Annotated in this window: 15 protein-coding genes; 6 read left to right on the forward strand and 9 right to left on the reverse strand. The window is 55.7% G+C overall.

Annotated features, from left to right (window positions below):
- The first annotated feature begins 106 nt into the window (after positions 1 to 106).
- Positions 107 to 877, forward strand: coding sequence for a Cof-type HAD-IIB family hydrolase (locus tag KXG62_RS09215; RefSeq protein WP_218091656.1), 771 nt, complete (start codon positions 107 to 109; stop codon positions 875 to 877).
- Positions 878 to 978: 101 nt separating this feature from the next.
- Positions 979 to 1,668 carry a hypothetical protein gene (locus KXG62_RS09220; RefSeq protein WP_218091657.1) on the forward strand — a complete coding sequence of 230 codons (690 nt, stop codon included), beginning with the start codon at positions 979 to 981 and terminating at the stop codon, positions 1,666 to 1,668.
- 867 nt (positions 1,669 to 2,535) lie between these two features.
- Here KXG62_RS09220 and KXG62_RS09230 read toward each other — a convergent pair.
- The gene (locus KXG62_RS09230; protein ID WP_218091659.1) at positions 2,536 to 2,832 is read right to left on the reverse strand and encodes a hypothetical protein; all 297 of its coding nucleotides are present in this window, start codon (positions 2,830 to 2,832) and stop codon (positions 2,536 to 2,538) included.
- Between the two features lie 409 nt (positions 2,833 to 3,241).
- Here KXG62_RS09230 and KXG62_RS09235 point away from each other — a divergent pair, with 409 nt between their 5' ends.
- A complete protein-coding gene (locus KXG62_RS09235; RefSeq protein ID WP_218091660.1) occupies positions 3,242 to 3,988 on the forward strand; it encodes a class I SAM-dependent methyltransferase in 747 nt (248 codons plus the stop codon).
- A gap of 234 nt (positions 3,989 to 4,222) precedes the next feature.
- Here the strand turns inward: KXG62_RS09235 and KXG62_RS09240 are convergent, their stop codons facing one another.
- Entirely contained in the window at positions 4,223 to 5,410 is a 1,188-nt protein-coding gene (locus KXG62_RS09240; protein ID WP_218091661.1) for an acyltransferase, read from the reverse strand.
- Between the two features lie 232 nt (positions 5,411 to 5,642).
- On the opposite strand from KXG62_RS09240, the gene KXG62_RS09245 reads away from it, so the two are divergent.
- The 3 genes from KXG62_RS09245 (at position 5,643) to KXG62_RS09255 (ending at position 11,706) form a co-directional block, all read left to right on the forward strand.
- Positions 5,643 to 7,385 (forward strand): ABC transporter ATP-binding protein, encoded by a 1,743-nt coding sequence (locus tag KXG62_RS09245; protein ID WP_218091662.1) that lies wholly within the window; start codon positions 5,643 to 5,645, stop codon positions 7,383 to 7,385.
- Between the two features lie 34 nt (positions 7,386 to 7,419).
- On the forward strand, positions 7,420 to 9,255 hold the full coding sequence (locus KXG62_RS09250) for an ABC transporter ATP-binding protein (protein WP_218091826.1): 1,836 nt from the start codon (positions 7,420 to 7,422) through the stop codon (positions 9,253 to 9,255).
- A 189-nt stretch (positions 9,256 to 9,444) separates the two neighbouring features.
- Positions 9,445 to 11,706, forward strand: a complete 2,262-nt coding sequence (locus KXG62_RS09255; RefSeq protein ID WP_218091663.1) for a helix-turn-helix domain-containing protein — start codon at positions 9,445 to 9,447, stop codon at positions 11,704 to 11,706.
- 162 nt (positions 11,707 to 11,868) lie between these two features.
- Here KXG62_RS09255 and KXG62_RS09260 read toward each other — a convergent pair whose 3' ends face one another.
- The 7 genes from KXG62_RS09260 to KXG62_RS09290 all read right to left on the reverse strand — a co-directional run bounded on the left by KXG62_RS09260 (position 11,869) and on the right by KXG62_RS09290 (position 21,128).
- Positions 11,869 to 13,479 carry an extracellular solute-binding protein gene (locus tag KXG62_RS09260; protein ID WP_218091664.1) on the reverse strand — a complete coding sequence of 537 codons (1,611 nt, stop codon included), beginning with the start codon at positions 13,477 to 13,479 and terminating at the stop codon, positions 11,869 to 11,871.
- A gap of 104 nt (positions 13,480 to 13,583) precedes the next feature.
- On the reverse strand, positions 13,584 to 14,918 hold the full coding sequence (locus KXG62_RS09265; protein ID WP_218091665.1) for an ABC transporter substrate-binding protein: 1,335 nt from the start codon (positions 14,916 to 14,918) through the stop codon (positions 13,584 to 13,586).
- A 22-nt stretch (positions 14,919 to 14,940) separates the two neighbouring features.
- Positions 14,941 to 16,749, reverse strand: a complete 1,809-nt coding sequence (locus KXG62_RS09270) for a right-handed parallel beta-helix repeat-containing protein (protein WP_218091666.1) — start codon at positions 16,747 to 16,749, stop codon at positions 14,941 to 14,943.
- A gap of 620 nt (positions 16,750 to 17,369) precedes the next feature.
- Complete coding sequence (locus KXG62_RS09275) at positions 17,370 to 18,710, reverse strand: ABC transporter substrate-binding protein (protein WP_218091667.1); 1,341 nt, start codon at positions 18,708 to 18,710, stop codon at positions 17,370 to 17,372.
- A gap of 168 nt (positions 18,711 to 18,878) precedes the next feature.
- Positions 18,879 to 19,502, reverse strand: a complete 624-nt coding sequence (locus KXG62_RS09280; RefSeq protein WP_218091668.1) for a DUF2238 domain-containing protein — start codon at positions 19,500 to 19,502, stop codon at positions 18,879 to 18,881.
- 177 nt (positions 19,503 to 19,679) lie between these two features.
- The gene (gene gerQ, locus KXG62_RS09285) at positions 19,680 to 20,120 is read right to left on the reverse strand and encodes a spore coat protein GerQ (RefSeq protein WP_218091669.1); all 441 of its coding nucleotides are present in this window, start codon (positions 20,118 to 20,120) and stop codon (positions 19,680 to 19,682) included.
- A gap of 174 nt (positions 20,121 to 20,294) precedes the next feature.
- A complete protein-coding gene (locus tag KXG62_RS09290) occupies positions 20,295 to 21,128 on the reverse strand; it encodes an aldo/keto reductase (RefSeq protein ID WP_218091670.1) in 834 nt (277 codons plus the stop codon).
- Positions 21,129 to 21,290: the final 162 nt, after the last annotated feature.

The raw sequence follows: 21,290 nt of genomic DNA on the forward strand, positions 1-21,290 counted from the left end.
GCGGTTTGCGATGTTGTTGGAAGAAACGGTAAAGGATGCCGCCATGTGCCCACAAATGCGCTGTCCTCTGTTATAATGAGGGCAGAACATATAATGGGGTGTAGAGATGATCAAACTGGCGGCATTCGATGTAGACGGCACGCTGCGCGAACGGGACTATTTGCCCGATTCCACGCGCACGGCTTTGCAAAAATTGAAAGAAAACGGCGTTGCCCTCGCCTTGTGTACGGGACGAAGCGAATTCGAGGTGAAGTCGCTGCGCGAGGAGCTCGGGATCGACTGGGCGATCACGTGCAATGGCAGCCATGTCGGCTACCGGGGAGAGACAGTATTCGGCAGCACGTTTCCGGCGGAGACGGTGCGGGGCTGGCTGCGGGAGGCGGAGCGCTCCGGGCACGGGCTGATCTTGTACGGCGCCGAGCTGATGTATACGAACCGGAGGGACAACCCTTATTTTGCACAGGCGCAGCAGGAGATCGGCTTCATGGAGCCGGTGCTGCTTCAATCGATGGACGAAGTGCCGGATATTTATCAGGCGATTGTGTTTTGCGGCGAGCATGAGGAAGCGGCTTATACGGCCGGCGGGAAGGACTTGTATTATTTGCACCGCTGGCGGCCGTGGGCGATCGACATTAACCCCGGCGGCATGAATAAAGCGGTCGGCTTGCAGCGGCTGCTCGATCATCTGGGCATTTCCTCCGAAGAAGTGGCAGCTTTCGGCGACGGGCTGAACGATTATGAGATGATCGAGTCGGTTGGCTACGGGATCGCGATGGGCAACGCCGGCGATGAGCTGAAGGAGAAGGCGCGCTTCGTTACGAAGCCGATGATGGAAGACGGCATCGCGTACGCGGTCAACGAGTGGATTGTGAAGTAAAGAAAACTTAGGCGTCTAGGCGTCTATCAGTAACCCGTCAGTTCTAATTCATTGCATCCGCTGGTAAAGTAAGGAACAATGGTTGCATGGAGGTGTTGCCAATGCCGCTGCCTATGGTCCATTTGAATGTCGCGGTGGAATATTTCGAGCATGGGGTCGTCCCGCCTGCTTTCCTGCTGGGCAGTATTGCGCCGGACGCGATTCATATGCGGAAAGGCACGAACAGGGAGCATAAGCGGCAGACGCACCTGACCGCGGAATCCCAACCGGACCTGCAGGCGTATATGCGCAGCCGTTATGAGCATTACATTGTGCAGCGCGGGGACGAACAATGGAAATGGTTCGTGCAAGGATATTTTGCGCACTTGCTGACGGATTACTTGTGGCTGCTTGATGTGTATGCGGTCTTCAAAGCCAAGACCGCGCTTGACGGGTTGGCGAAAGAGGAAGCGAAGTCCGTATATTACCGGGATACGGATCAGATTGACTTTCATTATTACCGGACGAAGCCGTGGGTTCGGGACGTATGGAGCGGGCTGATCGGTGCCCGTTCGTTTGACATGGAGCCGCTGCTGACAGCCCGCGAAATTCATTATTGGCGGCTTCGCACTGTTCACTGGTTCGATCTGTTAGGGGAAGAACCGGAGGTGGAGCCGCACTATATTACGCAGCCGATGGTCGACGCTTTCATTCCGGCAGCCGGAGGCCGGATTCGGGAGCTGCTCGGGGCGTGGGACCGGGAGATGGAGGCCGCAGGGCAGCGCGCTGCGGGAAGCGGTCCGGCACGGTAGTTCATGGCGCAGGCGGAACAAAGGCTGCCGGGCGGCAAACGTGAGCTCAGCTCCCGTTTTGCAACAGGCCGAAGCCGAAATGAGCAATCATCAAAGCGCAATGCGAATGAACCCGTCATCTGAAGCGATGGCGGGTTTTTCCATATGCTCTCGCACCGTAGCGTAAGAAAGAAGCGGATCAAGCGGAGCGAAAGCTTGCTTTACGTTTTTTTTATAGGGGTGATGGGAGTGAGTCGGTCGCTGCTTTGGCATATCCCGACGTTATATACGGATTCGTTGAAGAAGCGGAAGCCCGAAGTGAAGATGACTTCGCTTTTCAGATAGGTCGGTTTATGCACCCTTTCGCAACAGAGGCAGTAATACATCACTGATCACGTCCATTCGACAAAAAATGCGGTCACTTTACATTATATGATGAATCGTGTGAATTTGGCGTAAAGAAATGAGGTTTTTCTACTATTATTCGACATAAATCGACGAATTGAAGGGCGGCGGCCATGAGCCGGCAGCCGGTACAACTATAAAGGCGGGAAAAGAATGAGCGTGATTCGCACCTACATGCCGGGGAATGCTGAGAAAGTGATCATGCGCAGCACGTACTCCTGGAAGAATGGGAGCGAGGCGTGAGTTCGGCCGATCCCGCGCAGCGCCGAAACGCGCCTGGGATTCGCACGCATTGGAATGACTTGCGATGCAGACAGAATCATACACGCTTTCTTAATGCCGCTCAAAGTGGGGAGGCGCCAGGACCGGGTCGTTCCTATAGACAAGGAAGCTGTACGGTGATCGGATATCGCTGTCATGAAAATGCGGCAACATGCAGCGCCTGCGAGGCGATCCTGCATATTGCCGCATAGTAGGTATATGTTAAGCTGTTTGCAAAATTTTCGCTTGCAGATTCGCCCGAATGAGCCGGATACGTTGTTTCACATAGAAGTCATAAGCTACGCCCTTCAGGTGAGCGAGAGGAACCTGCTGGTCTGTATGATTATCAATAATCGTTACCGATCCGTTATCGTTGAATTTGAACGTGAGATCTGCCCAGGTTTGCCCTGCGACATCAAGAATTTTATCAATCCGAACGTCCGGCATGGCTTCGCTGCCTGTCAGCATCACATTCTTGTAATAATCACGCTCAATAAATCTAACAATGGTCACCTTCATCGTCTACACCCCTCTCAAATTTGCGAACGCTTGTTCTATAGCTCTATTATACCAAACGTTTGTTCGTAGTCAATAGGAACAATTCATAAAACACGCTTGAAAGCCGTTCGGTGCGACCATTATAATGGGAATATCTTTCAAAATGGGGTGAAGGGATGACAATCCGCATCGTTCGAGGTATATAGCTTTCGGGCCGGGAGAAACGCGTGCCGGCTATCAAGGGGGTTCTATGCCCTTTTGATCCAGAGGAAGCAAAGCCTTGAGTACAGGAACGGTTTGTCGTCACGGAAGAAGCCAGGGGACACTGGCAGCGGAGTAGAGGAACGGACGTGCGAACGATAAGCGGCTTATTCCTGCACGATGTCCATACCGCTGGCTTCTATCATTTCATGGAGAGGATAGAGTCAGGATGAACGAATTCGAATTCAAGTGTTTTTATGATCGCATCGGGAGAATGAACGGCTGGAATTTTAGCAAGGTGAAATGTATTTCCGAGGGCGAACAATGGGATTTTTACGGCGAAGTCATGCGTAGATGCAAACCATCGGATCTGCTGCTGGATATCGGTACTGGCGGCGGGGAGGCTTTGCTGGGTCTAGCCGGTGCGGCGTTATTGCTGATAGGCATCGACAGCTCTCCCGGAATGATCGAAGCGGCCCAGGCGAATAGGGCTGCTTCTGGAAAATCGAACGTGCGCATGCTGCAGATGGATGCGGGCGAATTGGATTTCCCCGAGTCGTTATTCAACGTGGTTTCATGCCGACACGCGCCCTTTTCCGCCAAGGAAGCATGCAGAGTGCTGGTCAAGGGCGGTATGTTCTTGACGCAGCAAGTCAGTGAAGACGATAAGCTGAATCTCAAGTCGGCATTCGGCAGAAACCGGGAGGTTCATACCGACGGCACGCTGCAAAACCAATATATCGCCGAATTGCGGGAAGCCGGATTTCGCGACATTCAATCGTTTGAATACGATGCAACGGAATATTACGAAACTTACGAGGATGTATTATTTCTTTTGAAGCACGCGCCGATCATACCGGACTTCGGGAAGCTGGAGCATGATTTTGCCATATTGGAAGCATTTCTTGAGCGGCATCGCACGAGCAAGGGCATCATGACCAATTCCAAACGCTTCATGATTACGGCGGTAAAATAAAGGCGACGTTCCTGCGAAACCGGACCATCGCACCAATCGCTTCGTCGAAACAAAACGAGGCTATTAGAAGTAAAGGTGCGCCACGGCTAGCCAGGAGAGCAGCTCCCAAGCGATGATGCAACGAGAAAAACAGCGGTCAGCTAAGAAATGGAATTCCATTCTTAGTCGCCGCTGTTTTTTTTGCGCCGTATGCCCTTAATCTTAATGCTCATGCTGCCTTTATAAGGCAGGCGATCAGCCGCTGGCGCTTCGCGACCCGCCCGATGTGGCGGGAACGCGGTTCTTCCTTGCTCCGCCGATCCCGGTGACCGCCTTGCCGAACGGCAGCTTCGACAAGAGGAACGAAGCCAGCTCCGAGGCGAAGGCGCATAATACGAACGCCAGCGCGGTGCGGAGCGTGACGTTCACGCCCGGCAGCATCCAATCGGCCGCCAGGGTGGCGAATGTCAGCGCCAGCGCGTGCGCCAAATATGCGCCGTACGAGTATCGCCCCACAGCCGTCAGAAGCTTGTGAGCCGGCGAGCTGCCTTCCGCTGCCGCCATGCGCATGCCGAACCGGTACAGCACGAGAATGGATAAGATCAGGAACCCTGCCATGACCGGGCGAAGCAAGGACAAGTCGTCGTAATGGATCGCAAAGGCCGGCGACGTTTCGAAGCTGGCGACGCAGCGATAGCCGAGATAAGCCGACATGGCGTAAAAGGCGATGTGTATGGCGCGGTCGTACCGCAGCAGCCATTCCCGCCAATAGGGAAGCGTCAAGCCGGCGACGGCGCCAAGGACGAAGTAGAAGAAAAAGAACAGCGCGTTCCGGTCCTCGTATTCGGTGAACATCGGTGTGATGATCGGGATGCGCCACTGCTCCGCCATTACATAAATCGGTCCGACCAGCTTCATTAAGTACATATATACCGCAGCAGCCGCGAGCAGGGCGAGTCCGATTCGCTTCGGCGTGCGGACCCATGGCTTCAGCCAGCCGATGGCGGAACGGTACAACGGGAACAGCAGGTAAAATTGCAGGATCATGACGATATACCATAGATGATACGATGATTTGCCGGTAAGAAACAGGCGGAGCATGTCGATGACAGCAGCCGGTCCGCCGCCTTGGTGAAGGACCTGCGGCAAGCCGTAAACGACGCTCCATAGCAAATACGGCACGGCGATATCGTAAAACCGTTTTTTCAAAAAGCTGCCATAGGAGAACGGTCCGTCGTAGTTGTAGAACAGCACGAGCCCGGTAATGAAAATGAACAGGGGCACGGCGAATTTGGAGGCGATCAGCAGGATGACAAGCGATACGCCGTCGGCGAGCTCCGTTTCGGGCAGGTAGGCGTAGTGGGCGATGGCGTGCTGCAGCACGACAGCCAAAAAGGCAAAGGCGCGCAAATATTCGATTTCTTCGATTTTACTTTTTCGCATCGGTTCGATTCCTTACTTCATGTGGATTGGAAAACAACAGGCAATGTATCCATTGTAGTGCAACGGTTCGATATTTCAATACTTTGGCACAAATTGGGCCTGTGGGCGCAGCAGCAGCGACACAAAAATATTTTTGTAAAAAGGCAAATAACAGGGTGACAATCATGCCGGATAGGTGTATTTTATTTTATATAGGTTTCCTACATTTCTCAAAGCGCGGAGGAATCACTGCATGCCTTTTCTGAAAAAGTATGTTCCGAAATATTGGAAGATGTTTTGTCTCGCCGTGTTGTGCCTGACGTTCGAAGCGCTCTGCGATCTTGCGATGCCGACGATTTTGTCCAAAATCATCGACGTCGGCGTGGCGCACAGCCGGATGGATTATGTACTGCGGATGGGCGGCTTGATGCTGCTCATTACGGCGTTCGGCGCCGTCGCGGCCTGTGGGCGCAATATATTGGCCAGCCGCGTCTCGCAGAAGTTCGGCGCGGAACTGAGGTCCGACATGTTCCGCAAAATTCAGTCGCTGTCGTTCGATAACATCGACCGGTTCGAACGGGCGTCGCTCGTTACCCGGCTGACGAACGATGTGACGCAGGTGCAGAACTTCATGAACGGCCTGATGCGCATCTTCGTCAAATCGCCGCTCATCTGCATCGGCTCGCTTATTATGGCGACGCGCCTGAATTCCCAGCTCGCCATCGTGCTCGCAGTCGTCGTTCCCATCGTCGCGCTGCTGATCGCGCTGAACATGAAGATCGGCTTCCCGCTCTTTATCAAGGTGCAGAAGGCGCTTGACCAGGTGAACAGTCTGTCCCGGGAATACTTGTCCGGCGTGCGTGTCGTGAAAGCGTTTAACCGGTTCGATTACGAGGTCGACAAGTTCGAGCAGTCGAACCAGGAGTACCGGGCCCGCTCGGTCCGGGCGATGCGCCGCATGTCGATCTTCAATCCGGCCATTATGCTGACTGTCAACTTCGGCATCATTACGGTGCTGTGGCTGGGCGGCGTCCGCGTGGACGGCGGACAGATGCAGGTCGGCACGATCATCGCTTTCATCAACTATATGACGCAAATTTTGTTCTCGCTGATGATGATCTCCAACGTGTTCAATATGTTCGTGCGCGCCAAAGCTTCGGCCGGACGGATCGACGAGGTATTCGCGCAGGAGAATACGATGAATTGGAATGCGGACACGCGGCCGAATCCGGAAATGAAAGGTCGCATCGATTTTGAAAATGTATACTTCACGTATGAAGGCACGTCTGGCGAACCGGTGCTGAAAAACATCTCGTTCACCTGTCATGCCGGAGAAACCGTCGGCATCATCGGTTCGACCGGCTCCGGCAAGAGCAGCCTCGTCGGACTCATCCCCCGCTTCTACGATACGCTTGCGGGAACGGTGAAGGTGAACGGCGTCGACGTCAAGGAGATCGACCCGCAGCTGCTGCGTGAGAAGATCGCGCTCGTCCCGCAACAGACGGTGCTGTTCACCGGCACCGTGCTCGACAATATTAAGATCGGCAAGGAAGACGCGACGATGGCGGAAATCGAGCAGGCGGCCAAGATGTCCGAGGCGCATGGTTTCGTCAGTTCGTTTGCCGATGGCTACAACACCATCCTCGGACAAGGCGGCGTGAACTTCTCGGGCGGGCAGAAGCAGCGCGTATCGATCGCTCGAGCGCTCGTCCGCAAGCCGGAAATTCTTATTCTCGACGACTGTACGAGCGCGGTGGATGTTGCTACGGAGTCAAGAATCAAGGAAGCGCTGAAGACGTATGCCGCCGACTTGACCTGTCTTCTGATCGCCCAGCGTATCACGTCCGTCATGGACGCGGATAAAATCATCGTGCTCGATAACGGGGAAATCGTAGGCGTCGGCAAGCACGAGACGCTGATGCGAACGTGCCGCGTCTATCAGGAAATATGCCAATCGCAAGTAGGAAAGGAGATGCAGTCCGATGTCTCAGCCTAACGAACCGGCAAGACCGAGCCAAACGCCGCAGGATATGCCGCAGATGATGGGCGGTCCGGGGCGGCCGATGGGGGGATTCGGCGGCGGTCGCGGCAGACCTGTCGTGAAGCCGAAAAATTTCCGCGCCACCTTGAAAAGATTGTGGCAGTATCTCGGCAGGGAAAAGAAGCTGCTCTCCTTCATCTTCCTTATTATTTTGATCGATTCGGTCATTACGCTGGCCGGACCTTACTTGATCGGGGTTTCGGTCGATGCGATGTCGGTCTCCGGAGGACGGGTCGATTTCCATCTGCTGCAGATTGCCATTATCGCGCTCACGACCGCTTATATATCGGACGCCTTTCTGACATTTTTGCAAGGCTGGCTGATGGCGGGGATGTCGCAGCGCATCGTGATGAATTTGCGCAGCGCCTTGTTCGGCAAGCTGCAGAAGCTGCCGCTATCGTTTTTCGACACGCGCCGGCATGGGGAAGTCATGAGCCGGCTGACCAACGATATCGATAACGTGAGCAACACGATCTCGCAATCGACCGCGCAGCTGATGACCGGCTCCATCGCGATCCTCGGCTCGCTGACGATGATGATTGTGCTGAGCCCGCTGCTTACGCTCGCCAGCTTGATTACGGTGCCTCTCGTCATGCTGCTGGCTCGCACCATTACGAAGCGGACGAGCGCGTTGTTCCGAGAGCAGCAGGCGCAGCTCGGCAAGCTGAACGGGCATGCCGAGGAGACGATTACCGGGCTGCTCGTGGTCAAAGCGTTCAATCACGAGAACAAGGCGATCGAGGAATTCGAAGAGGTGAACACGAAGCTGTATGAAGTCGGCTTGAAGGCGCAAATCTTCTCCGGCTTTCTGATGCCGATCATGGGCGTCATCAACAATATCGGCTTCGCCGCCGTGGCGATCGTAGGCGGCGTGCTGGCGGTGAACGGGGACATTACCATCGGCGTCATCGCCAGCTTCCTGAGCTACTCCAGACAGTTCGTCCGGCCGCTCAACGAAATGGCCAACATCTACAACATCATGCAATCGGGCGTCGCCGGCGCGGAGCGGGTGTTTGAGATCATGGACGAGAATGAGGAAGACAAGGATGCGCCGGGTGCCGTCATGCTGGAGCATCCGCGCGGCCATGTCGTGTTCGAGAACGTCACGTTCGGCTATTCGCCGGATGTGCCGATATTGAAAAACATCAGCTTCGAAGCGACGGAAGGCAGCAGCACGGCGCTGGTCGGGCCGACCGGAGCGGGGAAGACGACGATCGTCAATTTGCTGACGCGCTTTTACGACGTAACCGGAGGGCGCATCCTGATCGACGGCAGAGACATCAAGGAGTATACGCGGGATAGCCTGCGGCGGACGTTCGGCATCGTGCTGCAGGACACGTATTTGTTCTCCGGCACGATCAAGGAGAATATCAAATACGGCCGCTCCGACGCGACCGACCGGGAAGTGGTCGCCGCGGCGAAGATGGCCAATGCGGACGTGTTCATTCGCCGCCTGCCGAACGGGTACGATACGATGCTGACGGAGAACGGCGGCAACCTCAGCCAAGGCCAGCGCCAGCTTCTCGCGATCGCGCGGGTCATTCTGGCGGAGCCGTCGATACTTATTCTCGACGAGGCGACGAGCAGCATCGACACGCGCACCGAGCTGCATATTCAGGACGCGCTGCTGCAGGTCATGAAGGGCCGGACGACGTTCATCATCGCGCACCGACTCAACACAATCCGCGACGCGGATTCGATCATGGTCATCGACCGCGGTGAGATTGAGGAGCGGGGCAGCCACGATCAGTTGATCAAGGAAAAGGGCGCCTACAACCGGATGTTCACGAACCAGTTCAAGAACATTCAGGCTGCGGCGGAATAAGAACCCATCGGCAAGGCCGGGAGACGCATACAGGCGTCCCGGCCTTTTTTGCGTTTTTCCCGCACAAATCGTATCCAAAGACAATCATTTACAAAATGGTAAGTTTTCGAACCGCATGGGATCGGTTACAATGGGGTACAGAAGCCGCTGCGAAGCGATGGATTGAAGCAAAAAGGGGTTCAAACGACAATGCTGAAGCTGCCCATCAATACGAATTCATTATTTTTCAAAAGCCTTGTCAGCTTTTTAACGATCATTTTGCTGCTCGCCTCGTTTAACTTTTTGTCGTTCGCATTTTTCAAGACGAACATCCAGCAGGAAATTATCCGCAACAACCGGCTGACGCTCAAAAATACGGCGGACCGGTACGAGAAGCATTTGGCCATCATTCGCAGCATGCTGTTCAAGCTGTACCAGAACGAGGACGTGGTCGCCTTCGGCAGGCAGCTGGCCGCGAACGATCCGGCGCAGGTCAACTATTTGAAGCCGGCCGATATGATCAAGAGCATCCGCAGCGAAGTGAATAATCCGTTCCTTTATTTGGATAACGTGATCATTGTATACCGTTCCGTTCCCTTCACGGTCGACAAGAACGGGACGGGGGACGCGTCCCGGCTGTTCTCGCAGTTTTATGTCAGCGAGCCGTACCCGGCTTCGTATTGGCAGCAGCAGTTCGAATCGCCGAATACGACCGAGCTTCATCTGGGCGCCTTGTTCTCGATTATGTCTTCCGATCAGCAGAGCCGCCATCTCATTCCGATGACCGTCAAGCTGCCCGCTTACAACCACCTGATTATCGGGATGCTGGACGCAGGGCGTCTGTTCGAATCGTTCCATGGCGCGGACAACCCGCAGCTGCTCATCGTACAGGCTGGCGGCTCGACGGTATTCAACTCGTCGGCGGAGGGAGCGGCCGCCGTATCGATGCCGCCAATGCAAGGAAATGATTACGTCGTCAGCGATAACCGCTATTACTTCTACCACCACAGCGACGAGACGAATTTGACCTATGTCACGGTCGTTCCTTATTCGTCGATCGCCGCGCAAATCCGGAAGCTGGAGTGGACGCTGTTCCTACTGTTCGTCGTCTCGATCATGATCGCGGGCGCGGCCTCCGTTATTTTCAGCCGCAAGCTGAACCATCCCGTCGCGCAGATCATCGCTTCGCTTCGCCGCCGCAGTACGGAAGTCGTCCGCAGCAGCATTCACGAGTTCGCGCTGATCGGCGACATTTCGAGCGAGCTGATCCGCGAGCGCAACGAATATCACAGCGACCTGCAGAGCAAGCAGTCGCTGCTGACCGACTACGGCTACATCAACCGGCTGAAGATGATCCGGTCCGGTCCGGCCGATTGGACGGACACGATGGTGCAGCATCGTCCGTTCCGGATCGTGCTGTTCCAGCTGCATTTCCGCAGCGCCGACCCGCTGACCGCGTCGACGAAGCCGGACCGGCTGACGTATACGGTGCGGGAATGCATCGATCTCGTGCTGTCCGGGACGTTCGATAAGCCGCGTACGCTGCAGATGGAGAGCAACCAGCTGCTGTCGGTCGTCTTTGGGGAGCCGTCCCAAGACCGGCTGGAGCAAGCGCTCTCGCAGCTGAAGACGATTTTTGACCAGGATAAGGCGTACTATTTGATTTCCGCGTCGGTCGGCTCGCACTATCCGATCGGCTCCGATTTCAATCGCGCCTACGTCGAGGCGGTGGAGCGGGCGAAGGAGACCCGGCTGCTGGACGAGACGCAGTGGATTTGGGACGATGCGCCCGCTGCGAGCCATTATGTGTTCACGGCCGAGCAGGAGCAGGAGCTGCATGTCAACATGCAGGAAGGCAACGGCGCAACATGCGCGCAGGCGGTAGAAAGAATGCTGGATTACATGTACCGGAAGGAAGCGACGCGGCTGCAATTTCGCGCTTTTGCCCAAAACGTGTCCGTCAAGATGCTGAAAATCGCGGAACGAGCCAAGGTGGAGCCGAAGCAGTGGGGGCTGCTGAACGATATGCTGGAGCAGCAGTTGGAGGTATGCTGGACGCTGGAGGAATACAAGCGGTTTTTCGAACGGTTTCTGACCCGTGCGGCTCAGTCCATCCGGGCGAAGCGGGACGAGAAGGACCCGGTCGTCGATTTTTTCGCCGTTTTTCTGGAGGCGCATTATTCCGAGGAGCTGTCGCTTGACGCCGTGGCCGACCGGATGAACATGTCGAGCAGCTACTTGTCGGCGTATATTAAAGAAAAGACGGGAACCAACTTCAGCGACCATTTGAACAACGTGCGAATCCGCAAAGCGAAGGAGCTGCTGCAGCAAACCGACTACAGCGTCCAAGAGATCGGAGAGCGGATCGGCTATCGCAACGTGACCTCGTTTATTCGCATGTTCAAAAAAATCACCGGGCTGACGCCCGGCGATTATCGCAAAAGGGGAGCGCTGGAAGCAAGCGGCGGATGACCTCGCCCGCGGCGGCCGATTATCCAGTGAGCGCCCAGCTCAAGCATGCATAGCGGCGAAGCCCGGCTGCCATTCGAACTTCATGCCCCGGGCGCGGCTGGCAGCAGTACCTCAGCTCCGACGGCTGCCACCACTGCCGTTCCTGCTTCCGCGTTTGTCCGATTATTCCCCCCGCTTGCTCGTCAAGTATGCTCCATAGGCCTGTTCGTACATGGTCATGTACTTGTCGAGGCCGATCATCCGCATGCTGCCGACATACTTGTCCCAATCCGAGAAAGGCACTTCGCCGGTTACGAACTTGGCTTGCATTTGACTGGCGTACGATGCGATTTCCGTGCCTAGGCTTCCCGGCGAATACGGAAACGGCGGCCATATTTCTTTCACGGCGTACGGCTTTACTTTTCTGGCGGCTTCGATCGATGCGGGGTAGCTTTCCGAGCCCTGAAACATCGGCAGACGGACAAAGCCTGGATAGCTCCCGCCGAGCCATGTCACATAGGGCGTCAGCGCCTGCTCGATCGTCAAGCCGTCCTTATGGTTTAAGATGCGTTCCGTGTACCGCAGCGACCCGTCGGGCGCTTCCTCGTAGCTCACGCCTTTTACGCCCATGTAGAACAGCTTGCTGCCCTCGTCGCCGAAGAAGTAGTCGATCCAGCGCAGCGTCGCTTCCGGATACTTGTTTTTGTTCGTGATCGCAAACGCGCCGATGTGTACGAGCGGCGCTTTGACATGCGAGTAGAGCCTGTCGCTGTGCGGCCCCTGAAGGGCGGGCGCGCCGATGTAGCCCGGCTGCTTCATCTGCGTGTACGGGCTCGGCGTCACCATCGCCCCGTAAAGATTGTGCGCGCCTTTGGTGTAAAACTCGCTGCTGCCGATCGTGAAGATGTCTTTCTCGATCAGTCCTTCGGCATACAGGGTATGCACATATTCCAGCACTTCCTTATATTTCGGATCGACCGGGATGAACCGCAGCTGGCCCGTCGACTCATCCACATCGACGAGGGGATGGGCGAGACCGCGGTTGCCGAGTCCCCAGGCGCCCTTCAACTGATGAACGAACATACTGATGCCGAGGCTGCCGAAAGGAATTTCATCGGCGACGCCGTTGCCGTTCGGGTCGCGTTCCTTCACGGCCTTCAAGTAGGCGTACAGCTCGCCTGTCGTCTGCGGCTCGGGCAGCTTGAGCGCCTCAAGCCATGCGCCGTTGAGCCATAGCGGCGTGCCGATCAGCATCGACAAAAATTCCGGATCGTAGAAGGAAGGGATCGAATAAATGCCGCCGTCCGGCATCGTCAGCGATTGGCGCAGCTCGGGATACCGCTCGAGCAGCTTGTGGAAGTTCGGCGCGTAGCGCGGAATCCAGTCGTTCAAGCGGAAAAAGACGCCGTCCTTCCCGTATTTCATCAGCTCGGCGGCGGTGAGCCGAGCGGCGTAAAAGCCGTCCGGGTAGCTGCCGGTAGCTAGCGCCAGCTTGCGCTCCTCTCCCATGCTTTCGAACGGGACGAGCTGGAAGTGGACGTTCATGTTCGTTGCGGCGGCATATTGCTTCCACTGCAATATTTCATCCCAGTTGGAGCCGCTTGTCGCGGACTTGCCGGTCAGGAACGTCAGCTCGACCGGCTTGCTTAAGATCGGCAGTCCCTCAGGAAGCAGCAGCGGGGGCTCCTCCGGCCCGGCCGCCGCGCGCTGGGCTTGCCGGTCGACGTACAGGACGACCGATCCGGCGATGACGAGCAGGAGCGCCGCCGGCAGCAGCCATTTATAAGCCTTCATTCCCGAACCCCCGTTTTAGCCGAATGGTTTAATTCTTCCTTATTATATCAACCACCCGTGCACGATGGAATAAGCGGTACCGCGCAGGAGCGGCATTCGAATGCTTAATTCGGCTTGTTCTCGCGAATGAATTTATCCATCAGCTCGTCATAGCTGCGCAGCGCGGTGTTGACGTCCACTTTATTTTTCACCACTTGCGTCATCACTTTCGTAATTTCATTGAACGCTTTGTTGGCAAACAGCGTGGAAGGGAACGGCTTGGCCGGAGCGGTTTTGAAGATGGCCTGAACGTTTTTCCCTTTCAAAATGTCCATATTTTTACCGAATTCGGATTGGTATTTTTTGTCGCTCAGCACGGATACGCGGCCGTTATGGGCCATTTCCAGCTGCACTTCGTCAGAGACGACCGTGTTCACGACCTTGAACGCGGCATCCTTGTTCTTGCTCGTCTTCGGCACGATCATGACGTGCAGGTCGATCTGGGTGCCGATGCCCGGCTTCTCCGGCCAGACCGGATATGTGGCTAGGTCCCAGTTGGAGAATTGTTCCTTGACCTCGGCCAAGTTCGGCAGCCAGTTGAGGCCGGCGAGCATGGCGAGCTTCCGGTCCTTGACGAAGGCGTTGACGCCGGAGCTGAACGTTTGAATCGTCGAGTTGCCGGGAATTTCATAAATGTCGCGAACCATCTCCACCGTCTTCTTCCATGGATCGGTATTGCCCAGCGATTTGAGGCTTTTCGGGTCGACAAGCGGGAGTTCCTGCTGGGAACCGGCGCGATAGACGGAATCCGGCTCGAATCCGCGGTATTGGGTGCCGCTATCGAGTCTCGTCAGCTTCCTTGCCAGCTCGGTTGACTCCTGCCACGTCATCCCGTCCTTCGGATACGCGACGCCAAAACGGTCGAAGATGTCTTTATTATAGTACAGCGCGTTGAAATGCATCGTATACGGAATGCCCATCAGAAAGCTGTTTTCGCTCGTAATTTTCACGGCGTCCAGCGCGGTCTTGTTGAACTTGTTCAAATCCATCTTGTTGCTTTTGATCCACGGGTCCAGATCCTGATCAATGCCGAGCCTTTTCAAATCGGGGAGCAGCAGGGACGTATGGAAAATAATATCCGGCAGCTCATTGATGGCCAGCAAGTTTTCGAACGAGTTGTTTTTATCGTCAAGCACAATGCGGTTGATCGTGATGTTCGGATGTTTTTTCTTGACGGGCTCGATAATGTAGCGCTGAATTTCGTCCTCGGTCAAATAGCCGACGGCGCGAATGCCGATCGAGACGGTAGCAGGTGCGTCGTCCTTGACGTCCTTCACCGCCGCTTTGGGATCGGTGGTGCCGCCTGCGGCACCGCTGCCCAAGCCGCTGCCGGAACCGCAGCCTGCCAGCAGCGTCATCGTGATCGTGCCGGATAATAAGAGTTGCACTGATTTTCTCATTGGTTATGAACCCCCATGTATATTATAGAATGGTTGTGACGAGCTGCCCTGCGGCGTCGACGGTCAGTTTGTAGCAGGTCCCGCCGGCAGTGTACAGCAGCAGCCGGTCGGATGATGTGGGCGAAGCGTTCAAGTAGGCGCCCGACGCGCCCTCCAGTATGTTCTGCGAGGTGTCGATCTGCTCGCTGCTGGCCGAAATTTGCAAGCCATACCGGTTCTGGGGGCTTGCCGCCGCTTTCCGCACCGTGTTGCTGTGCACCGAGCCGTTGCTGTTGCGGGTGCTGACGATAATGCCGTCATACCGGTTATGCTCGCTCTGACTGACCGCGTCGATGATGTTGCGGGTCACGGAGAACCGGGCTGTCTCGCTGACCAGAATGCCGTAAAACCCGCTATTGCGCACGAAATTGCTCTCGATGGAGAGATCCGCGCATTTGGCGGACTCGATGCCGTTCACGACGATGCCTTCCAGCCGGTTGCCTGTGACATGGCAGTCCGACGTATTTTCCAGATGGATGCCGCGCCTTGCGCTGTAGACGATGTTGTGGTTGATGATCGCCGCCCGGCACCAGGAGGCGGTGATGGCGTGCTTCTGCGTTCCCGTGTCATAAATGATATTGCCGGTGACGTACAGGTCGGCCATCGGCGCCGCCTGATCGCCATAGCTGCCGATGCCGCCGTAGACGGATGCTCCGGTGATCACGTTATTGACGATGCGAATCCCTTTGCCCGCCTGCGGCGTCGTGCGCTGGTTGCCGTCCTTGTCCTTGGTCGACTCGCTGCCCGGAGTCGGCACGCTGACCAGAACGCCTCCGCCGCAGTTGACCATCGTATTGCCCTCGACGAGGCAATCATTCCACTTGAATAAGCGGACCGCCCAATACGTCAAGTTCTCGAACGTATTGCCGACAATTTTGACATTGCTCGTCCAGACGTCGTGAATCGCCCCGTGCGTGCCGACGCCGCATGCCCAGGCCGCTGTTCCCGCGGTGCCGCTCGCGCCGAAGTAGCAGCTGCGCACCGTAACGTTGCGGCACGGCGTGCCGTCGTACTGGCCGAAGCCGCCAAAGCTCAGCCGGGTCGGCACATCGATCTGGATCGCCTCGGAAAAAAAGCGCGAGCCGTCGTCCGCATTTTTGTAGCCGAGGAACCGGCAATGCTCCACCAGCACGTCGCGGCTTGCGTTCAGTTCGATGGCATGCGCCCAGACGATGTCCTTGATCGTCAGGTCGCGGATCGTAACGTCGGCCGCATGGCCGAAGTTGAAGCCGACGTACGCGTCGGGATACTGGAGAATGTTGCCGTCCCATATCCCGCCTTCGATCGTGATGTTGCCGTGCCCGGTATACGCAGCGTAAGCGGCGCCGGACTGCCCGTTCAGCAGGAAGCTGTCGTTGTGGCAGCGCAGGATGACAGCTTCATGATGCAGCATCAGCTTCGTGTTGCGGTAGATGCGCAGCATTCTCGTCAGACGGTAGACGCCCTTGGGCACATAGATTGCGGGACTGGCGCCGGACAGCGCCTGATCGAGCACGCTCTGGAAGGCATTGCTATCATCGGCCGCGCCGTCGCCCTGCGCTCCGTAATCTTTCACATTCAGCCAGTCCAGATGGGCGGACGGCTGCGGGCTTCCGCCGGGATCGTAGACCGATCCGGTGACGGTGCCTCCGTCCGCGTACAATGCTTTACCGCTCAGCAGTGCGTGCGCGGCCAGCGAGACGCCGGCGGCGCCCAGCGCCATCATGACGCCGCGGCGGCTGATGGTCGTCTCCTTCCGCTCCGGCGTTTCGTTTGCCGCCGGCGGCCGTTCGGATTCATCGATAGGACTCATGCATGCTCCCCCTTTGTTTTCACAGCTTCCGCTTCATCGTAAACGGCAGGGCGCATGAAAGATATGCACATGTTTCGCGATTTCGTGCAGCTGTTCAGCGAATCGCAACGAATGACAACTTTCAAAACAAATGGCAACTGCAAAAAAACGGGATGTACGGATGTATAATCGGGGGAAAAACGGACATCATAATAGCGACGGTGGAAAGAGAGGTGTGGTTCCGTTGGGCTTACTAACGAGCAATACCGGGGACACTGTGATTGAATCCAATAAGAAGCGAGGGGTTGTGCCCAAGAGACATTAATGTAGTATAAGCTGCATTTGGTCAATAAGGTAGCCCGAGATTCGACTGGGTCAAAAGCTGTTACCAACATTCAATTCACCGTTAAAAGAACTCCGCAAGGAGTTCTTTTTATTTTGGTAAGCCACCCACGACTCTTAAAGGAAAGGCTTCGATGGAGACCTGCTCAAAAAGCCGGCTGCACGGATCTACTGCATAAAAAATAAAGTGCCGATCAAATCCAAGGCAGGATTTAATCGACACTCGATTATCGGGGCTGTCCTGCCATATGGGTCAGGACGGCCTTTATTTAACATTGAGCTTTTTTCAACCGGTATCCTTACTGTGCCTTTTTGGCCTCCACCTGCTTCGCCATCGCTTCCTCGGCTTCGCGCAGCGCCGTATTTACATCTATATTGTTGATGATGATTCTGTTCATCGTCGCTTCTACGATTTTTTTCAGCTCGTTCAAGTTGGCGCCGACAAGACCTTGGGCGCGTGCCGGCGGAACGGCAGCCGGTTTCATCTTCGTCAGCGCACTGATGTTTTTCCCTTTCAACGCCGGGAGCTCCGAGCCGACGATTTTGTCCAAGTCTTTGATGGTCCGGACGGAAGGCATGTTGGCCTTGGTCTTCGCTTCTTCGATCTGCATTTCGTCGGACAGCAGAAACTCGATGACTTTAAAGGAAATGTCCTGATTTTTGTTCGTTTTCGTAATAAACCAGTAGCCGCTGGAGCCGACGATCATGCCGGTCGTGTTGGGCGCTTCCTTGAAGGTCGGCATCGTGACCATATCCCAGTTCATCTCGGCGGGAAATCCGGCATAGCGGCCGAATTGGTTGGCGTTCAGCGCGACTTTTTGCGAAGTTTCGAACGCCGCGGCCTCGGCCGTTTGCGATGTGCCGTCGGCGCGCTTGTTGTTTTGAATCTGGTAAAAGCGGGAGAAGTTGTTGAAGAGCGTCTTCCATTTTTCGGGGTCGTACATTTTGTCCGCTTTCGGGTCAAGGTAAGGCACTGACAGCTGGTTATCACGCAGCAGCGCCCCGTAGAACGAAGCGAAGCCGCGGTACACATCGCCGCCGTCGACGCGGGTCATTTGCTTGGCAAGCTCGTACGTGTCATCCCACGTCATGCCGTCCTTCGGATAAGGGACGCCGAACTTGTCGAAGATCGACTTGTTGTAGAACAGCACCTGCATGCCGCCGTAAGGCATCGGAAGGCCGATGACATTGCCTTCGGGGTTGGTGGTTTTGATCGCGTCGATCAGCAGCGGCTCGAAGCGATTCATATCGTAGTTATGCTTTTTGATGAGGGGGCCCATATCCTCATGCAGGTTCAGATTGATCAGGTAGTTGTCGATGTCCGATACGATACCGAACACGATATCGGGATAGATGCCGGCGGTCACCAGCTCCGGAATGGTCGTGCCTTGCCCGCGGGCGATAAAATTGATCGTGACGTTCGGAAATTTGGCCTTGATTTTGTCTCCGTAGCTTTTGTTGAAATCTTCGACGCTCATCCCGAGCCCGGAAGCGACCGTCAGCGTAACCGGCGTCGACAGATCGACTTTCACCGCTTCTTTCGGATCGGAAACGCTTCCATTTCCGGCCTTGCTGCATGCGGTCAGCAAGCTTGCTGCGAGTAGAGCTGCGAGAAGAGTTTTTCCTGTTTTTGATACCAATGACATGACCCCCTGTATGTTTTGTTGACATTACCATTCATTATAAGAACAGGGGGACGCATGCGCGATATCGAATCCTAAGCTCTTTTTGATCGTTATTCACCTCGTGGGGACCCGGTGCTTGACGAGTGCCGTATAGCCAAAATCATTCCGGTCCGATGCGCCGGTTCAGGTGCGCAGGCGACGTCGATGGCGAAGGGCGAGGATGCCCATGGCGATGATTGCTCCGGCCAAGCCAAGAGCCATGTCCCGCTCCGAATCGAATACGTCGCCCTGCAGCCCGACATATTGAGCCCCGACGGACCCCGCGAGGATGCCGACCGCCGCTTCGACGATCTCAAAGAGGGCACTGAACGTTAAGATGATAGCCGCCGCCAATACATACGACCCTTTTCCGCGAATGCCGGTCAAGCGCATGAGCGTTTCCCGACACGGGTAGGCGAGCAACAGCCCGAAGGCAAAGTGCCCGACCCGGTCGAAGTAGCTGCGCTTCGTATGAAAGGACGATTTCAGCCAAACATCGACCGGCGTGCCTTGGTATGTATAGTGCGCGGCATAGGTATGAAGGCATAAAAAGACGAACAGCAGCCCGTAGGAGAGGTTCGATAGCGGAAACCGGCGGTACGTCCAGCCGAGCAAGGCAACGGTTGCGATCGGGATCACATTTTCCATCAGCCATTGTCCACGGTTCGTCGGGTGAAAGGCCAGCACGATCCAATAGATCGCATAGACCGCGATCAGGAATTGAAGCGTGAAGTTGCGGGAAAAAGGCGGCGTGTTGATTGGATGCATGCTTTATCCGTCCTCATCAGATGAAATGTTAACCATAGTATGGGCGAATGGGAGAAAGTCATGCGGAACGGTATAAAAATGAAATCCGGGAGCCCTTGTTGTTTCGCAGGCTCCCGGACTTTTATTGAGTGATGCGGTCAAGCGCTGGCCGAACCGGGCACGGCGCGGGACCGGCGATCAGCGGCCCGAAGGCGTTCCGTACGGATATGTGTATTGAAGCGGCTCGTCGAACGTGATGTAATCCAGATTTACCATGAGCAGCAGGTAGCGCATGCCGGTTTGCGGATCGCTGATAATGATATGGTCGCGGCCGGCGGCTTCCAGCTTGCCTTTGAAAATTTTGGCGTTCCATTCCGAGTTGTTCTCGTATGTCATGTAGATCGTTGCTATCTTGCCGAGGTTGAGGCGGAGTATGTTCTCGATGAACGATTGCTCCAGCGGCAGCTGGCCCGGCGAGCTCGGCGCAGCCGGCGTCTGCACAGGGAAGCCCTGCGGAGAAAGCGTCGAGCCGCTAGGTACCATAGGCGGGAACTGGCCTTGGCCCTGGCCTGTCGGCTGCATGCCTGTCATCGGATAACCGCTGTAGGGACTCATCCCCGTTTTGATCGGATTGTACATGTTATAAAATCCTCCTTGAAAAGAAAAATAACTTGCAGCTTTCGCCGCTCAGTAGGCTTTAGCACAAGATTATACTATGGCATAGGCGGATGTTTGGTGACGGATCTTTTGGGAAAAAAAGAAACGGCAGCTGCTCTCGCAGCTGCCGTCCGGCGGCGCTTCTATGATGGTTGCTTAGAAGTTGAAGTTATCGGGATCTGGCCCGAACCGTTTGTTTTGGTTCATGCCGTCGATCAGCGCCATATCTTCCGCCGATAACGCGAAATCGAAAATTTTCGCATTGTCGATGATGCGCTGCTCGTTGACCGATTTCGGAATGGTTACGACGTTATGCTGCAAATCCCAGCGAAGAATGATTTGCGCCGGCGTTTTTCCGTACTTGGCGGCAATCGGGGTCAGCGTCGGGTGTTCCAGATTGCCCTGCATGAGAGGACTCCACGCTTCCAGCTGGATGCCTTGCTCCTTGCAAAAGCTCCGCAGCTCGGGTTGATTCAGCAGCGGATGGAATTCCACCTGGTTGACGGCCGGCACGATGCCGCTGTCTTCGATAATGTCCTTCAGGTGGTGCATATGGAAGTTGCTTACGCCGATCGCCCGGACGCGGCCATCCTTGTACAGCTGGCCAAGTGCCTTCCACGTTTCTTTATATTTGCCTTTTACCGGCCAATGGACGAGGTACAGGTCGATTACGTCGAGGCCGAGCTTGCGGCGGCTTTCGTCGAAAGCGCGCAGGGTCGAATCGTAGCCTTGATCCGCGTTCCATACTTTGGTCGTAATAAACAGTTGATCGCGAGGGACGCCGCATTCCCGAATCGCTTGCCCGACGCCGGCTTCATTCCCGTAGGCGGCCGCGGTATCGATGGAGCGGTAGCCGGCTTTTACGGCATATTTTACGGCATTGACGACTTCGTCGCCTTCCTGGGTTTTCCAAACGCCGAGACCGAGCCACGGCATGCGGACGTCGTTGTTTAACGTCGTCGTGTCGTTGAGTTGCGAAATGGTGGACATGCAGTAATTCCTCCTTGGTTATGTATTTGTCGGTGTAGCTTCAACGGGTGACCTCTCTATGATAAACATTGTTTTCCCGAGAAAGCAAATCGCCGGTTCCATCAAAAAACATCGTTGTTCCGTCGAAGCCGCACGTATGCGCGATCGGAATAACGATGTTGT

The sequence above is a fragment of the Paenibacillus solanacearum genome, from assembly GCF_910593845.1.
Classification (GTDB): Bacteria; Bacillota; Bacilli; order Paenibacillales; family NBRC-103111; genus Paenibacillus_G; species Paenibacillus_G solanacearum.

Excerpts from the sequence above, each read along its gene's own strand:
- KXG62_RS09215 (WP_218091656.1), top strand. The coding sequence starts at position 107 with ATGATCAAACTGGCGGCATTCGATGTAGACGGCACGCTGCGCGAACGG.
- KXG62_RS09220 (WP_218091657.1), top strand. The coding sequence starts at position 979 with ATGCCGCTGCCTATGGTCCATTTGAATGTCGCGGTGGAATATTTCGAG.
- KXG62_RS09230 (WP_218091659.1), bottom strand. The coding sequence starts at position 2,832 with ATGAAGGTGACCATTGTTAGATTTATTGAGCGTGATTATTACAAGAAT.
- KXG62_RS09235 (WP_218091660.1), top strand. The coding sequence starts at position 3,242 with ATGAACGAATTCGAATTCAAGTGTTTTTATGATCGCATCGGGAGAATG.
- KXG62_RS09240 (WP_218091661.1), bottom strand. The coding sequence starts at position 5,410 with ATGCGAAAAAGTAAAATCGAAGAAATCGAATATTTGCGCGCCTTTGCC.
- KXG62_RS09245 (WP_218091662.1), top strand. The coding sequence starts at position 5,643 with ATGCCTTTTCTGAAAAAGTATGTTCCGAAATATTGGAAGATGTTTTGT.
- KXG62_RS09250 (WP_218091826.1), top strand. The coding sequence starts at position 7,420 with ATGCCGCAGATGATGGGCGGTCCGGGGCGGCCGATGGGGGGATTCGGC.
- KXG62_RS09255 (WP_218091663.1), top strand. The coding sequence starts at position 9,445 with ATGCTGAAGCTGCCCATCAATACGAATTCATTATTTTTCAAAAGCCTT.
- KXG62_RS09260 (WP_218091664.1), bottom strand. The coding sequence starts at position 13,479 with ATGAAGGCTTATAAATGGCTGCTGCCGGCGGCGCTCCTGCTCGTCATC.
- KXG62_RS09265 (WP_218091665.1), bottom strand. The coding sequence starts at position 14,918 with ATGAGAAAATCAGTGCAACTCTTATTATCCGGCACGATCACGATGACG.
- KXG62_RS09270 (WP_218091666.1), bottom strand. The coding sequence starts at position 16,749 with ATGAGTCCTATCGATGAATCCGAACGGCCGCCGGCGGCAAACGAAACG.
- KXG62_RS09280 (WP_218091668.1), bottom strand. The coding sequence starts at position 19,502 with ATGCATCCAATCAACACGCCGCCTTTTTCCCGCAACTTCACGCTTCAA.
- gerQ (WP_218091669.1), bottom strand. The coding sequence starts at position 20,120 with ATGTACAATCCGATCAAAACGGGGATGAGTCCCTACAGCGGTTATCCG.
- KXG62_RS09290 (WP_218091670.1), bottom strand. The coding sequence starts at position 21,128 with ATGTCCACCATTTCGCAACTCAACGACACGACGACGTTAAACAACGAC.